The following is a 14,616-nucleotide window of genomic DNA, read 5'->3' as shown; positions in this document are numbered from 1 at the left end:
CTACCTCTACCTCGCCGCAGCCCTCGTCACGCTCCGTATGCTGATTCGCCGAGCGACGAGCCGCTATCGCTGGGACGGCCGCCCCACCACCCGGCGGCTCAAGTGATCCATTTGCCGGTCGGTCTAAGGGGCCCGTGATCAGGTATAGGCCGATGATCCGCCCCACTCGAAAGAGTGAGCCGCGGCGCGCGGCACGGCGCTCCGCACGCGGCCACTACCCTTGACCCCGTGAAGGTCCTTGTCATCGGCGGCGGCGCCCGCGAACACGCCCTGTGCCGCTCACTGTCCCTCGACCCCGATGTCACCTCGTTGCACTGCGCTCCCGGCAACGCCGGCATCGCGGAAGCCGCTGAGCTGCACCCGGTCGACGCCCTCGACGGCGCCGCCGTCGCCGACCTCGCCGTCTCGATCGGCGCGGACTTCGTGATCGTCGGACCGGAGGCCCCGCTGGTGGCGGGTGTCGCGGACGCGGTCAGGGCCCGCGGTATCGACTGCTTCGGCCCGTCCCGCGAAGCCGCGCGGCTGGAGGGCTCCAAGGCGTTCGCCAAGGAGATCATGGCCGGCGCGGGGGTGCCCACCGCGCGCTCCTACGTCTGTATGACGGCCGAGGAGATCGACGAGGCGCTGGACGCCTTCGGCGCTCCGTACGTCGTCAAGGACGACGGTCTGGCCGCGGGCAAGGGCGTCGTCGTGACCGACGACCTCGACACGGCCCGCGCCCACGCGCTGGCCTGCGACCGCGTCGTCATCGAGGAGTTCCTCGACGGCCCCGAGGTCTCGCTCTTCGCCATCACCGACGGTGTGACGGTCGTCCCGCTGCAGCCCGCCCAGGACTTCAAGCGCGCCCTGGACGCCGACGAGGGCCCGAACACCGGCGGCATGGGCGCGTACTCCCCGCTCCCGTGGGCCGATCCGAAGCTGGTCGACGAGGTCGAGCGCACCGTTCTGCAGCCCACTGTGGACGAGCTGCGACGACGCGGCACCCCGTTCTCCGGGCTGCTCTACGCGGGCCTGGCGATCACGTCGCGCGGGGTGCGCGTGATCGAGTTCAACGCGCGCTTCGGCGACCCCGAGACGCAGGTGGTCCTCGCCCGCCTCAGGACCCCGCTGGCCGGGCTGCTGCGCGCCGCCGCGACCGGCCGGCTCTCCGAGATGGAGCCGCTGCGGTGGAGCGACGGCGCCGCCGTCACCGTCGTCATCGCGTCGTACAACTATCCGGACACCCCGCGCACCGGCGATCCGATCACCGGTCTGGCGGACGTCGTGGAGCAGGACGAGCACGCGTACGTCCTGCACGCGGGCACCAAACTCGACGCCGAGGGCCGGGTGGTGAGCGCGGGCGGCCGGGTGCTGTCCGTCACCGCCACCGGCGCTGACCTGGCCAAGGCCCGTGAACGGGCGTACCGCGCGGTGGCCCGGGTACGGCTGGACGGCTCACACCACCGCACCGACATCGCGGCCAAGGCGGCGGCACCGGATCAGTCCTGAATCAGTCCTGGGAGTGGCTTTACCCAAAGCCATCCAAAGGAGTGATGGCTTCCCCATCCGGCTGACGTGACAGCGGTCCCCAACTACTGTGCCCCGGAAGCGCACTGCCGGACAGCGTGATGCTGTGCGGCAAGTAGCCGTATGGACATTGCGATGTCGGTGGGCGGTGCGACAGTGGGGGTAAGCCGCCGATGGCGGTCGTGACAGCGAGACGGGGGTGAGTCGCCCGATGGCCGGAGAAGCAGGTGAGGGAGTCGCACGCACCCGTGCGCTCGCGGTGCTGCGGATCCGCAGTACCGCGCTCGCCGTGGCACTTTTGCCCGCCGCCGCCGCAATCGTCCTGCTCGTGGGCGGCGCCACCGGCCGGATCGGCGACAGCTGGGACGCGCTGCGCTGGTCCGTGGTCGGCGGAGCCCTGGTGGTGCTGCTGCTCGCGGGCGCCGTCGCCGCCGTCATCGTCCGGGCCCGCCCCGCGGTCAGCCCGACGGTCCCGGTCGCCGAATCGGCCGCCCCCGACCTGTACCGGATGGTCCGAGACCTCGCGGTCCGGCTCCAGGTCCCGACTCCCTCCGCGATAGAACTCACCCCGGACTGCGACAGCTGGCTGGAGGACCGCCGCCCGGACGGCGGGCGCTCCGGAGGCCGCGGCCGCCGCCGGGAGCCGGCCGCCCCGGTGCTGGTGATCGGCTCACCCTTCATGTGGTGGATGCGGGTCGCCGAGCTGCGCGCCCTGCTCGCCCCCGTCGTGGCCGGCACCGGGCCGTCCGCCGACCCGGACATAGCCGCGGCCCGGCGCTTCCTCCGGGGTCTGGACGCGGCTGCCGGTGTCGCCTCGGCACCCGGCTCGCGCGGTCTCGCGCGGCCCGCGTACGCCTTCCTCGGCTGGGTCGCGCGGCTGCTGCTGCGCGGCTGCCGGGCGCATGCCGCCGAAATGGAACGCGGGGTGGCCGCGTCCGCCTCGGAGCGCGCCCAGGCCGTGGACTACGGGCTGCGGATCGTCGCCCAGGAGCAGGTCGGCCTCGCCTACGCGGGCTGGGACCGGCTGCTGACCCGGGTCGCGCTGCCCGCCTGGCGGATGGGCCGCTGGCCGTCCCGGCTCGACGCCGGAGTGGTGGCCGCGCTCACCGATCTGTCCCGCCGCGACCGGCTGGCCGAGGGCTTCGAGTCCCGGCTCGGCGAGCGCCCCGCCTGTGACCTGCTCGAAGAGCCCGGCACCGTGGACGAGGCGGCCTCCCTGCTGGCCGCCCGGCTCTTCCACGGCGGCCCCGAGCACCATGGCCCGGACTGGTCGCCGGTCGACTGGAACTCGTATCCGGAAGAGGTCGTGGACCGCATCTGGCGCTCCGAGGCAGCCCTGCTGATCAGGGTTCTCGACGAGCCGGGCAGCGCCGTGCCCCGGCCCGAGCGGGACCGGCCACCGGTCATCACCGTCGAGCCCGCCGACCACCACACGACGGACAGCCGCTCGGGCACCGGGCTGCTGATGGGCGGCAAGGCCGCCCGCCAGGCGGCGGCCCAGGCCGCGGAGCTTCCGGACGAGCCCGGCCGGGCCACCATCGCCCGGGTGATCGACCGGCTCTCCCAGGGCGGCAGCGAGGAGCTGGCGGCCCGGATCACCGGCCATGTCGCGCGCGAGGAGGCGGCCCGCGCCGCCAACCGGAGCCCGGCGGCGGGCACCTCCCTCGCCCCGGTCTACCAACTGCTCCCGCCCCGCACCGGCCGTGAACTGCTCACCGAGCACGTCACCGCGATGGTCTGCTGCGCGGCCGTCGACACCGCGGGAGCCACGGCCGGTCTGGACTGGCTGGACGGCCCCGCCCTGCTGGTCAACGGGGCCCGCAGGGCCGACCTCGCCTGGCCGGTGCTCCGGCTGGTGGAGAACGGCGACGCGGCGCCACTGCGCTCCTGGCTCACCGCCGTCGGGGTCCGGCTGGAGAAGCCCGTCCGCCTCGTCTGACACACCGGCCCCGGCACGCGTGCAGGATGACCGTTTCTGTATCACTCGACGCGAATCTGTTCCGATTATTCGCCACGAACAGTAACCAGGAGAGTGCGTTATGTGATGTGCTGGGTCCGGACGCGCAGCACATCGGCCTCGGGGGCGTGGCGACGAAGGGGGCACTCGTGGGGACGGAGCAGATCCGGCGCTGGCAGTCGGGGGCTCTCGCGCATGGGGTGACCGACCCGTTCGGACAGGGCCCGTTGCCATGGCTGCGAGGCGCCGAGCAGTATCTGGACGACGAGGGAAACGTCGTCCCCTGGTATGTGGACCTCGCCGTGAGCCGCGGCGAGGCGCCCGCCCGGCCGCAGGTGCCGGGCCCGCGTACGGCCGACGATGTGCGATGCCAGGTCAAGGGCTTCGCGTCGGCCGGAGCGGTCGCCCCCGGGGCGGCCATCGACTTCCGGGTCACCGTGGACCCGCCCCAGCAGTTCACCGTGGACATCTACCGCATCGGCCACTACGGCGGCGACGGCGCGTGCCACATGACGGCCAGCCCGCGGCTGTCCGGCATCGTCCAGTCGGCCCCGCTCGCCGCCGGGCGCACCGTCTCCTGTCACCACTGGTGGCAGTCCTGGCGCCTGCAGGTGCCGGCGTACTGGAAGACCGGCGCGTATGTCGCGGTGCTGACCACCGCCGACGGCTACCGCAGCCATGTGCCGTTCACTGTCCGTGACGAGCGCCCGCCGGCGCCCCGCCGCTACCCCTCCAAGGAGCAGCCGCACGCCCCCGCGCTCGACGCGGATCTGCTGCTGCTGATGCCCGACGTCACCTGGCAGGCGTACAACCTCTATCCGGAGGACGGCAGGACCGGCGCCAGCCTCTATCACGCGTGGGATGCCGAGGGCCGGCTGCTCGGCGAGCAGGAGGCCCCCACCACCGTCTCCTTCGACCGCCCGTACGCGGGCGCGGGCCTGCCCCTGCACGTCGGCCACGCCTACGACTTCATCCGCTGGGCGGAGCGGTACGGCTACGACCTGGCCTACGCCGACGCCCGCGATCTCCACGCCGGCCGCATCGACCCCTCCCGGTACCGCGGCCTGGTCTTCCCCGGCCATGACGAGTACTGGTCGGTCCCGATGCGCCGCGCCGCCGAGGCCGCCCGTGACGGCGGCACCTCGCTGGTGTTCCTCTCCGCCAACTCCATGTACTGGCAGGTCGAACTGGGCCCCTCGCCGTCCGGAGAGCCCGACCGGCTGCTCAGCTGCCGCAAGCGTCACGGTGACGCCCGCGGCCGCAGCGCCCTCTGGCGCGACCTGGGCGAACCGGAACAGCTGCTGCTGGGCGTGCAGTACGCGGGCCGGGTCCCCGATCCCGCCCCGCTCGTCGTCCGCAATGCCGACCACTGGCTGTGGGAGGCGACCGGCGCCTCCGAGGGCGACGGGATCGAGGGCCTGGTCGCGGGCGAGGCGGACCGGTACTTCCCGCGCACCGCGCTGCCCGAGTCCACCGAGCGGATCCTGCTCGCCCACTCGCCGTACGAGGACGCCGAGGGCCGGCGCCGCCATCAGGAGACCTCTCTCTACCGCGCGCCGAGCGGCGCCTATGTCTTCGCCTCCGGCACCTTCGCGTGGTCCCCGGCGCTCGACCGGCCGCACCATGTCGACCCCCGCATCCAGCGCGCCACGGCCAATCTCCTGGACCGCATCTGCAAACACGATTAGGGCGTGTCCCGGACCCTGTCGGGCCGCACCCCCTCCCGTACGGGAGAATCGGGAGCTGAGCCGCCGAGTGGGGAGGACCCATGTCCGGATTCGTTGAGAAACCTGAACCCGTCCAGGTGCCGGGACTGGTGCATCTGCACACCGGCAAGGTGCGCGATCTGTATCAGAACGCGGCCGGGGAGCTGGTGATGGTGGCCAGCGACCGCACGTCCGTCTACGACTGGGTGCTGCCCACCGAGATCCCCGACAAGGGCCGGATCCTCACCCAGCTCTCCCTGTGGTGGTTCGACCAGCTCGCCGACCTCGTCCCCAACCACGTCATCTCCACCGACGTGCCGGACGGCGCCCCCGCCGACTGGGCCGGCCGCACGATGATCTGCAAGCCGCTGAAGATGATCCCGGTCGAATGCGTCGCCCGCGGCTACCTCACCGGCTCCGGCCTCGCCGAGTACGAGAAGTTCCGCACCGTCTGCGGCCTCGCGCTGCCCGAGGGCCTGGTCGACGGCTCCGAACTGCCCGCGCCGATCTTCACCCCCGCGACCAAGGCCGAGGTCGGTGAGCACGACGAGAACGTCTCCTACGAGGAGGTGGCCCGCCAGATCGGCGCCGAGACCGCCGCCCTGCTCCGCCAGACCACCCTCGCGGTCTATGGCCGGGCCCGCGACATCGCCCGGGACCGCGGCATCATCCTCGCCGACACCAAGTTCGAGTTCGGCTTCGACGGCGAGCGGCTCGTCATCGGTGACGAGGTGCTCACCCCCGACTCCTCCCGCTTCTGGCCGGCCGACCAGTGGGAGCCGGGCCACCCCCAGCCGTCCTTCGACAAGCAGTTCGTCCGCGACTGGCTGACCTCGGCCGCCACCGGCTGGGACAAGAACAGCGAGCAGCCCCCGCCCGGGCTGCCCGCAGAGATCGTCGAGCAGACCCGCGCCAAGTACGCCGAGGCCTACGAGCGCCTCACCGGCACCCCCTGGTCGTAGACCCGGCCTGCGGGTCCCGGTCCCGGTCGGCGGGTCCCGGTCCCGGCCTGCGGGACCCGGTCCCGCGGACACGACGAAGGCCCCGGTGGAAATCCACCGGGGCCTTCGTGCGACTGAGCGGACGACCAGGTTCGAACTGGCGACCTCAACCTTGGCAAGGTTGCGCTCTACCAACTGAGCTACGTCCGCAGTGCGCATTGCGCGAGAGCCACTATACCCAACCGCGCTCCCGGGCGATGCGCGCCGCCTCATGACGATTCTCCGCGGACAGTTTCGTGGCGGCGGAGGAGAGGTAGTTGCGCACCGTCCCCCGGGACAGCGCGGCCCGTCGCGCGATCTCCGCGATCGGTGCTCCGTCGGCCGCCAGATCGAGGACTTCCGCCTCCCGCGCGGTCAGCGGGGAGTCACCCGCGCTGATCGCGTCGGCCGCCAACTCCGGGTCCACGTACCGGCCTCCGGCGTGCACGGTCCGGATGATCTCGGCCAGCCGCTGCGCGGAGACCGTCTTCGGAACGAAGCCCCGGACCCCGGCGCTGAGGGCCCGCTTCAGGTGGCCGGGGCGGCCGTGGCCAGTCACGATCATGGTCCGGCAGCCGGGCAGCTCGGCCCGCAGAGATGTGGCGACCGCCACACCGTCGGCGCCCGGCATCTCCAGATCCAGCACGGCGACATCCGGCCGGTGCGCCCGCGCCATGGCCAGTGCCTCGGGCCCGGAGGCGGCCTCGGCCACGACCAGGATGTCGTCCTCGTACGACAGCAGCGCGGCCAGCGCGCCACGGATGAGGTGCTCGTCATCGGCGAGAAGCACACGCACCCGCTCCGCTGCGGCCCCAGCGGCCCCAGCGGCCCCGGCCGTACTGGCGGCCCCGGCAGTCCCCGCAGCTCCGGTGGAGTCTGCGACCCCCGCGGTCCCGGCGGTTCCGGTAGTTCGTGCGGCCCCGGCCGTACTCGCAGTCCTGGCAGTCCCGGCAGGAATCATCATGCGGCACCTTCCGTGCTTGCTGTGCTGTCGGTGATCTTCGTACTGCTGCCGGCACGGGCACCGGCACCGGCCGCGGCCTGCCGTTGCAACGGCACGCGCGCCGTCAGCCGGAAGATCCCGCCGGTCTCCGGTTCGGCGGTGAGCGTGCCGCCCAGCGCACCGACGCGCTCGCGCAGCCCGGTCAGCCCGCTCCCGGGCGGCCCTGAAGCGGAGGGTCCGGACACCGCAGAGTGCACCGACCCGGCCGCCCCGTCGTTCTCCATGGTCAGTACGGCCGGGCCCGCCGGGGGTACCCACAGCCGGATGACGCAGCTGCGGGCGTCCCCGTGCCGCAGCACGTTCGTGGTGCCCTCGCGGACCACCCAGCCGATCACGGACTGGACCGCGGGCGACAGCGTCGACCCGTCGTCGCCCTCGGCACGGCCGTCGATGCCCGCGGCCCGCAGTACCGACAGCGCGCCCGCCAGCTCCACCTGCAGGTCGGCCGACCGGTAGCCGCGTACGACCTCACGCACCTCGCGCTGCGACTCCCGCGCGATGCGCTGCACCTCCACCATCTGGTCCACGGCCTCCGGCCGCCCCCGCCGGGCCAGTTGGACGGCCAGTTCGCTCTTGAGCGCGATCACCGAGAGATTTCGGCCCAGCACATCGTGCAGATCCCGCCCGAACCGCAGCCGTTCCTCTGCGACCGCCAGCCGGGACTGCACCTCCCGCGCCGCGTCCAACTCGCAGACAATGACGAGGATCCACGCGGAACCGCGGTAGGTGAACGTCATTCCGGCGCCCCCCAGGGCCACCGCGACGGTGTCGCCGATGATCTCGTGCCCCGGCAGTCCCGCCGCCGCGGCGAACGCCGCCATCAGCGCGGCCGTGCCCAGGACGAGCAGCACGATCCGTCCCACGCTGCGGACGTTGAGCACCGCGGGGCCGAGGACGAAGACGGTGAAACCGAGGATGATCTGGAGCGCGTCCCCGGCCGACGGCAGCGCGCCCGACGCGTGCAGGATCACGACGGCCAGAACCACGACGGCCGTGAGCCCGCCGGTGACGGCGAGCAGCCGCGTCGGGCGCTCGCGCCGCTGCAGCGTCCAGTCCAGCACCACCGAGACCAGCACCGCGCACAGCACGGCGTGCACGACGGCCAGTGCGTACAGGACGGCGGCCGCGCCCGGCGCGATGCCGGAGCGCGGGACCGAGCCGGCGATGAGGAACGCCTCGATCAGCCCGAACGAGTACAGCGACCAGCGCGTATACAGCTCGAAGCGGGCCGGATCGCTGCGCCGGTCCCACCACCCCGTCAGCCTGGTCACCTGTCGTCCCCGCTCCCCCTGCTCAACGCCTCGGTTCCCAACGGAACCACCGTCCTACAGCAAACACCGCGAGCACCGTCCAGGCCACCGCGAGCCCCAGCGCGCACAGCACCTGACCCGCCCCGGCGCCGCCAAGCCAGCCGAACCGTACAAGGTCGGTGATGGGCGTGACGGGCAGGAACCGGCACACATCGGCGACCCGGTCGGGCAGCAGCGCCAGCGGCACGAACAGCCCGGATCCGATGAGCGACACCATCAGCAGCGGCATGGTGGTCAGCTGTGCCACTTCCACGCTCCGGGTGAAGACGGTCGAGGCCGCCGCCAGCGCGGTCAGCAGCACGATCCCCAACAGCACGCCCGCGACGAGCAGTTCGGGCCGGCGCGGAGCGGAGAGATCCAGCATCACCGCCCCCGCCACGACCAGCGCGACGCACTGCACGAGCGCCACGGCCGCCGCCGGGAGCGCCGTCCCGGCGAGGATCTCCAGATCGGTCGGTTCCCCGGTCCGCAGCCGCTTGAGCACCAGCTCCTCCCGCCGCGCCACATACGCCGTCACCAGGTTGTAGTAGACGACGAAGAGCAGGACGATGCCGATGCCACCGCTCATCGAGACGGCGTTGGCGCTCATCCCGCTCTTCGCGAGGTCGTTCTTCGCGACCGCGGAACGCAGCACCCACACCATGGAGACCGGCAGCAGCAGTGCCGTGTACAGCGCCGTCCGGTTCCGCCACAGCAGGGTGGCCTCGGCCCGTCCCAACGCCAGCATCCGCCCCGTACCGCCCCGGCGCCGCCGGGTGTCGCGCCTGGTCCGCATGGCCGCGACCGTCTCCGTACTCATCGTCCGTCCCCCTTGGCGATGTCCGTTTTCGCGATGTCTGTCTTCGCGATGTCCATGAAGGCCTCTTCCAGCGACGCGGCCCGGGCGTCGAGCCCGATGAGCTGTACGTCTTTGTGGCGCGCCCATGTCAGCAGTTCCAGCAGGTGCTCCTGCAGCCGGTCCGTCCGCACCTCGATCCGGCGCCCTTCGGCGGCGGACGGGACGGACAGCGGCAGTTCGGCCGCCGTCACGCCGTCCGGCAGCGTGAAGCGGATCCGGGCCGGCCGGCTCGCCGTCACCTCGGCCGGAGTGCCGGACGCGACGATCTGTCCGTCACGCATGATCGCCAGCCGGTCGGCGAGGTCCCCGGCCTCCTCCAGGTAGTGGGTGGTCAGCAGGACGGTGGTGCCCTGGTCCCGCAGCTCGCGCACCAGCCGCTGGGTCTCGTACCGTCCCTCCGCGTCGAGTCCGGTGGTCGGCTCGTCCAGGAAGAGCACCTCGGGGCGGCCGAGCAGCGCCATCGACAGGTCCAGCCGCCGCCGCTCACCGCCCGACAGCTGCTTGACCCGCACCTTGTGGCGGGCGCCGAGGCCGACCATCTCCAGCGCCTCGCCCACCGGCCGGGCCCCGGTGGTGCACCCGGCCCACATGCGTGCGGTTTCGGCCACCGTCAGATCGGACGGAAAGCCGCCTTCCTGGAGCATTACGCCGATCCGCGGCCGCACCCGCGCCCGCTCCCGGTAGGGATCGCTCCCCAGTACCCGGACCTGCCCGCCGCTGGGCCGGGCCAGCCCTTCCAGCAGTTCGACCGTGGAGGTCTTGCCCGCCCCGTTCGTCCCCAGCAGCGCGAACAGCTCCCCGCGCCCCACCGTGAACGTCACTCCCCGCACCGCCTCGAATTGCCCGTCATATCGACGGCGCAATCCGGTGACATCGATCACCTTCGCGTGGGTGTCCCCGCTGTCCTTGTCCATATAGCCAGCGTTCCGCCGGCAGGCCCGTCCGGTCAGTGCGCGCTGTCACCGGCATTGATGACGAATGTCATGAGGAAGGCCGTCGGTCCTTCCGGGAAGCAGCGGGAAACGACGAAGTCCCCAATCGGAGATCCGACTGGGGACTTCGTCAATCTGAGCGGACGACGAGATTCGAACTCGCGACCCTCACCTTGGCAAGGTGATGCTCTACCACTGAGCCACGTCCGCATGCGCAGTTGCGCAGAACTACTCTACCCGATCAGTTGGACCGGTCAGAACAGTCAGAGCGGGTGACAGGGATCGCACACTGCGCCTCCCCCCTGGAAGGGGGGCGCTCTACTACTGAGCTACACCCGCGTGACTACCGATGACCTGGTCTTTTCGACCATGCCCTCGGCGTGCTCCAAACACTAGCGGAACACAGGGGGTGCCTGTCCAGTCGGTAGGGCTCCGGCCGGGCGACGGCTCAACTCGCCTCGTTGAACGCCTCGTAGACCTTCTTCGGGATGCGGCCGCGCGGCGGGACGTCGAAGCCGTTGGACCGGGCCCAGGCGCGCACCGCCGCGGGGTCGGGTGCGACGGCCGTGCGCTTGTAGACCTTTCCCGAGCGGGCGTGCTTGCGGCCGGCGACGACATACGGCGACAGCGCGCTCCGCAGCTTGTCGGCATTGACAGCCGACAAGTCGATCTCGAAGGACTTACCGTCGATCCCGAAAACGATCGTCTCCGCTGCCTCGCCGCCGTCGAGATCGTCGGAGAGGCTGACCACTACGCGCTGCGCCATGGGTGTCGGTCCTTTCGTGCGGAACCGGCTTCTTCTAGCATCTGAGCCCGGCTGATGCTACGGCTGAGCTGGGGCGATGCGATGAAGCCGAGAAGTCGGGGAAAATAAGCTTTCATTTGTACGATGCCATGCATTACGCCGGGAAGCCGGAGGATTATTCCTCCGCGTGTCACGCCGCAATCGGGACCCTACGTTTCTTGAAACGCATCCCCTAGAGAATCGTACGGCCGATACTTAAACGTGATCAGCGGCAACCGGTGGAGAACAGGATATCTACTCGCGTAGATTTTTGCGACGGGTACGCTGAAGTCACTTCACGCACCACCACAACACCGGGAGTGCCAGTGGCACGCGTCGTAGTCGACGTCATGCTCAAGCCGGAGATCCTCGACCCCCAGGGCCAGGCGGTGCAACGTGCACTGCCGCGTCTCGGGTTCGAAGGGATCGCGGACGTCCGCCAGGGAAAGCGCTTTGAACTCGAGGTCGAGGGGCCGGTCGACGACGCCGCCCTCGCCCGCATCCGGGAACTGGCCGAAACTTTCCTTGCCAACACCGTCATCGAGGACTTCGACGTGAAGGTGGAGTCGTGACGGCACGCGTCGGGGTCGTCACCTTCCCCGGCACCCTCGACGACCGCGACACCCAGCGCGCGGTCCGCGTCGCGGGTGCCGAGCCGGTGCCGCTGTGGCACCGCGACAAGGACCTCCACCAGGTCGACGCGGTCGTCCTGCCCGGCGGCTTCTCCTACGGTGACTATCTGCGGGCGGGTGCGATCTCGCGCTTCTCCCCGGTCATGGAGTCGGTCATCGCGGGCGCCAAGGACGGCCTTCCGGTCCTCGGCATCTGCAACGGCTTCCAGGTGCTGACCGAGTCGCACCTGCTGCCCGGCGCGATGCTGCGCAACAACCACCTGCACTTCATCTGCCGCGATCAGAAGCTGCGGGTGGAGAACGCCGGCACCGCCTGGACCGCCGACTACGAGGCCGGCCAGGAGATCTCCATCCCGCTGAAGAACATCGACGGCCGCTACGTGGCCGACGAGCGGACGCTGGACGAGCTGGAGGCCGAGGGCCGCGTGGTCTTCCGCTACCTGGCCCGCGGCGCAGCCGCTGATGGATACGGAAATCCGAACGGCTCGCTGCGCGACATCGCCGGCATCTCCAACGCCGCAGGAAACGTCGTCGGCCTCATGCCGCACCCCGAGCACGCCGTCGAGCCGCTGATCGGAACGGGTCGGACGGACGGTCTGGGATTCTTCACCTCGATCCTGAAGAAGCTGGTCAACGCATGACCCTCGACACTGTCACGAACGCCGAAAAGACCCCCGAGGCCGACCAGCCCTGGGCCGAACTCGGCCTCAAGTCCGACGAATACGCGCGCATCCGCGAGATCCTCGGCCGCCGCCCGACCGGCGCCGAACTCGCCATGTACTCCGTCATGTGGTCCGAGCACTGCTCGTACAAGTCGAGCAAGGTGCACCTGCGCCAGTTCGGCGAGAAGGTCCCAGAGAACGACGTGATGCTCGTCGGCATCGGCGAGAACGCCGGTGTGGTCGACGTCGGCCAGGGCTACGCGGTCACCTTCAAGATCGAGTCGCACAACCACCCCTCGTACATCGAGCCCCACCAGGGCGCGGCCACCGGCATCGGCGGCATCGTCCGCGACATCCTCGCGATGGGTGCCCGGCCGGTCGCCGTCATGGACCCGCTGCGCTTCGGCGCCGCCGACCATCCCGACACCAAGCGCGTGCTGCTCGGTGTCGTCTCCGGCATCGGCAGCTACGGCAACTGTCTCGGCCTGCCCAACATCGGCGGCGAGGTCGTCTTCGACTCCTGCTACCAGGGCAACCCGCTCGTCAACGCGCTGTGCGTCGGCGTCATGAAGCACGAGGACATCCACCTCGCCAAGGCGTCCGGCGCCGGCAACAAGGTCATCCTCTACGGTGCACGCACCGGCGGCGACGGCATCGGCGGCGTCTCGGTCCTCGCGTCGGAGACCTTCGACGACGCCAAGCCGACCAAGCGCCCCGCCGTCCAGGTCGGCGACCCGTTCCAGGAGAAGCTCCTCATCGAGTGCACCCTGGAGATCTTCAAGGCCGACCTCGTCGACGGCATCCAGGACCTCGGCGGCGCGGGCCTGTCCTGCGCCACCTCGGAACTGGCCTCGGCCGGATCCGGCGGTATGCGCGTCGAGCTCGACACCGTGCACCTGCGCGACTCCTCGCTCTCGCCCGAGGAAATCCTCATGAGCGAGTCCCAGGAGCGCATGTGCGCGATCGTCGAGCCAGGAAAGGTCGAGCGCTTCCTGGAGATCTGCGAGAAGTGGGACGTCATCGCCACCGTCATCGGTGAGGTCACCGACGGGGAGCGGCTGGAGATCTTCTGGCACGGCGAGCAGATCGTCGACGTTCCGCCGCGCACCGTCGCCCACGAAGGCCCGGTCTACGACCGCCCGTTCGCCCGTCCCTCCTGGCAGGACGCCCTGCAGGCCGACGACGCGAACAAGCTCGCCCGGCCCGCGAGCGGTGACGAGCTGCGCCGTCAGGTCCTCGCCCTGGTCTCCTCGCCCAACCAGGCGTCGAAGTCCTGGGTCACCGACCAGTACGACCGCTTCGTGCAGGGCAACACGGTGCTGTCCCACCCCGAGGACTCGGGCATGGTCCGCATCGACGAGGACACCAACCTCGGCGTCGCCATCGCCACCGACGGCAACGGCCGGTTCACGAAGCTCGACCCGTACACCGGCGCGCAGCTCGCCCTGGCGGAGGCGTACCGCAATGTCGCCGCCACCGGCGCCAAGCCGCTCGCCATCTCCGACTGCCTCAACTTCGGCTCCCCCGAGGACCCGGACGTCATGTGGCAGTTCGCCGAGGCCACCCGTGGTCTCGCCGACGGCTGCCTGATCCTGGGTACCCCGGTCACCGGCGGCAACGTCTCGCTCTACAACCAGACCGGCGACGTCGCCATCCACCCGACCCCCGTGGTCGCGGTGCTCGGTGTCATCGACGACGTCAACCGCCGTACGCCGATCGCCTTCGCGGAAGAGGGCCAGCTCCTCTACCTCCTCGGCGACACCAAGGAAGAACTCGGCGGCTCGGCCTGGTCCGAGGTCGTCCACAACCACCTCGGCGGCCTGCCGCCCGTGGTGGACCTGGAACGCGAGCGGCTGCTCGGCGAGATCCTCATCGCCGGCTCCCGCGACGGCATGATCGACGCCGCGCACGACCTCTCCGACGGCGGCCTCATCCAGGCCGTCACCGAGTCGTGCCTGCGTGGCGGCAAGGGCGCGCGGATCGTCGTCCCCGACGACCTCGACCCGTTCGTCTTCCTCTTCAGCGAGTCGGCCGGCCGCGCGGTCGTCGCCGTCCCGCGCAGCGAGGAGCTCCGCTTCAACGACATGTGCGGCGCGCGCGGCCTTCCGGCCGCCCGCATCGGTGTCGTCGACGGCGAATCCATCGAGATCCAGGACCAGTTCACGATCCCGCTCCCCGAACTGAATCAGGCCCACGAGGCCACGATCCCGGCTCTCCTGGCCTGACGCGCAGCGGCAGGTGCCCCACAAAAGACGGCGGGCCCGCGACTTCGGTCGCGGGCCCGCCGTGTGCGTTCACGGCGTTCA

At 71.0% G+C, this 14,616-nt stretch carries 12 protein-coding genes, 3 tRNA genes and 1 pseudogene; 8 read left to right on the top strand and 8 right to left on the bottom strand.

Features of this window, described 5'->3' with window-relative positions; translation table 11 throughout:
* From QMK24_RS26765 to QMK24_RS26745, 5 genes and pseudogenes are all read left to right on the top strand, one after another.
* Positions 1–106 (top strand): annotated as a pseudogene (locus QMK24_RS26765) (IS5/IS1182 family transposase); the annotation flags it as partial.
* Positions 107–228: 122 nt separating this feature from the next.
* Positions 229–1,488 carry a phosphoribosylamine--glycine ligase gene (gene purD, locus QMK24_RS26760; protein ID WP_283469339.1) on the top strand — a complete coding sequence of 420 codons (1,260 nt, stop codon included), beginning with the start codon at positions 229–231 and terminating at the stop codon, positions 1,486–1,488.
* A 229-nt stretch (positions 1,489–1,717) separates the two neighbouring features.
* On the top strand, positions 1,718–3,445 hold the full coding sequence (locus QMK24_RS26755) for a hypothetical protein (protein WP_283469338.1): 1,728 nt from the start codon (positions 1,718–1,720) through the stop codon (positions 3,443–3,445).
* A gap of 167 nt (positions 3,446–3,612) precedes the next feature.
* The gene (locus tag QMK24_RS26750; protein WP_283469337.1) at positions 3,613–5,151 is read left to right on the top strand and encodes a N,N-dimethylformamidase beta subunit family domain-containing protein; all 1,539 of its coding nucleotides are present in this window, start codon (positions 3,613–3,615) and stop codon (positions 5,149–5,151) included.
* Between the two features lie 80 nt (positions 5,152–5,231).
* Positions 5,232–6,131 carry a phosphoribosylaminoimidazolesuccinocarboxamide synthase gene (locus QMK24_RS26745; RefSeq protein ID WP_283469336.1) on the top strand — a complete coding sequence of 300 codons (900 nt, stop codon included), beginning with the start codon at positions 5,232–5,234 and terminating at the stop codon, positions 6,129–6,131.
* A gap of 116 nt (positions 6,132–6,247) precedes the next feature.
* Here the strand turns inward: QMK24_RS26745 and QMK24_RS26740 are convergent.
* From QMK24_RS26740 to QMK24_RS26705, 8 genes are all read right to left on the bottom strand, one after another.
* A tRNA-Gly gene (locus QMK24_RS26740) sits at positions 6,248–6,320 on the bottom strand.
* A 22-nt stretch (positions 6,321–6,342) separates the two neighbouring features.
* Positions 6,343–6,945, bottom strand: a complete 603-nt coding sequence (locus QMK24_RS26735; protein WP_283469335.1) for a response regulator transcription factor — start codon at positions 6,943–6,945, stop codon at positions 6,343–6,345.
* A gap of 164 nt (positions 6,946–7,109) precedes the next feature.
* Complete coding sequence (locus QMK24_RS26730) at positions 7,110–8,423, bottom strand: sensor histidine kinase (protein WP_283469334.1); 1,314 nt, start codon at positions 8,421–8,423, stop codon at positions 7,110–7,112.
* 22 nt (positions 8,424–8,445) lie between these two features.
* The gene (locus QMK24_RS26725; RefSeq protein ID WP_502962645.1) at positions 8,446–9,261 is read right to left on the bottom strand and encodes an ABC transporter permease; all 816 of its coding nucleotides are present in this window, start codon (positions 9,259–9,261) and stop codon (positions 8,446–8,448) included.
* A complete protein-coding gene (locus QMK24_RS26720; RefSeq protein ID WP_283469333.1) occupies positions 9,258–10,214 on the bottom strand; it encodes an ABC transporter ATP-binding protein in 957 nt (318 codons plus the stop codon). Before QMK24_RS26720 ends, QMK24_RS26725 begins: the two co-directional genes overlap by 4 nt.
* Positions 10,215–10,370: 156 nt before the next feature.
* A tRNA-Gly gene (locus QMK24_RS26715) sits at positions 10,371–10,442 on the bottom strand.
* 57 nt (positions 10,443–10,499) lie between these two features.
* Positions 10,500–10,571: transfer RNA gene (locus QMK24_RS26710), tRNA-Gly, on the bottom strand.
* A gap of 109 nt (positions 10,572–10,680) precedes the next feature.
* The gene (locus QMK24_RS26705; protein ID WP_283469332.1) at positions 10,681–10,998 is read right to left on the bottom strand and encodes a histone-like nucleoid-structuring protein Lsr2; all 318 of its coding nucleotides are present in this window, start codon (positions 10,996–10,998) and stop codon (positions 10,681–10,683) included.
* A gap of 344 nt (positions 10,999–11,342) precedes the next feature.
* Here QMK24_RS26705 and purS point away from each other — a divergent pair, with 344 nt between their 5' ends.
* From purS to purL, 3 genes are read left to right on the top strand one after another with little or no spacing between them, the layout of a single operon-like run.
* Positions 11,343–11,588: a phosphoribosylformylglycinamidine synthase subunit PurS gene (gene purS / locus QMK24_RS26700; RefSeq protein WP_283469331.1), complete on the top strand. Its 246-nt coding sequence runs from the start codon at positions 11,343–11,345 to the stop codon at positions 11,586–11,588.
* On the top strand, positions 11,585–12,289 hold the full coding sequence (gene purQ, locus QMK24_RS26695) for a phosphoribosylformylglycinamidine synthase subunit PurQ (protein WP_283469330.1): 705 nt from the start codon (positions 11,585–11,587) through the stop codon (positions 12,287–12,289). Before purS ends, purQ begins: the two co-directional genes overlap by 4 nt.
* On the top strand, positions 12,286–14,535 hold the full coding sequence (gene purL, locus QMK24_RS26690) for a phosphoribosylformylglycinamidine synthase subunit PurL (RefSeq protein ID WP_283469329.1): 2,250 nt from the start codon (positions 12,286–12,288) through the stop codon (positions 14,533–14,535). The genes purQ and purL overlap by 4 nt, the downstream gene beginning before the upstream one ends.
* Positions 14,536–14,616 lie beyond the last annotated feature (81 nt).

This window comes from Streptomyces sp. PH10-H1, from assembly GCF_030063355.1.
In the GTDB taxonomy this organism is placed as follows: domain Bacteria; phylum Actinomycetota; class Actinomycetes; order Streptomycetales; family Streptomycetaceae; genus Actinacidiphila.
Note: the sequence above shows the minus strand (reverse complement) of the source record. Positions and strands in the feature narration are given on the sequence as shown.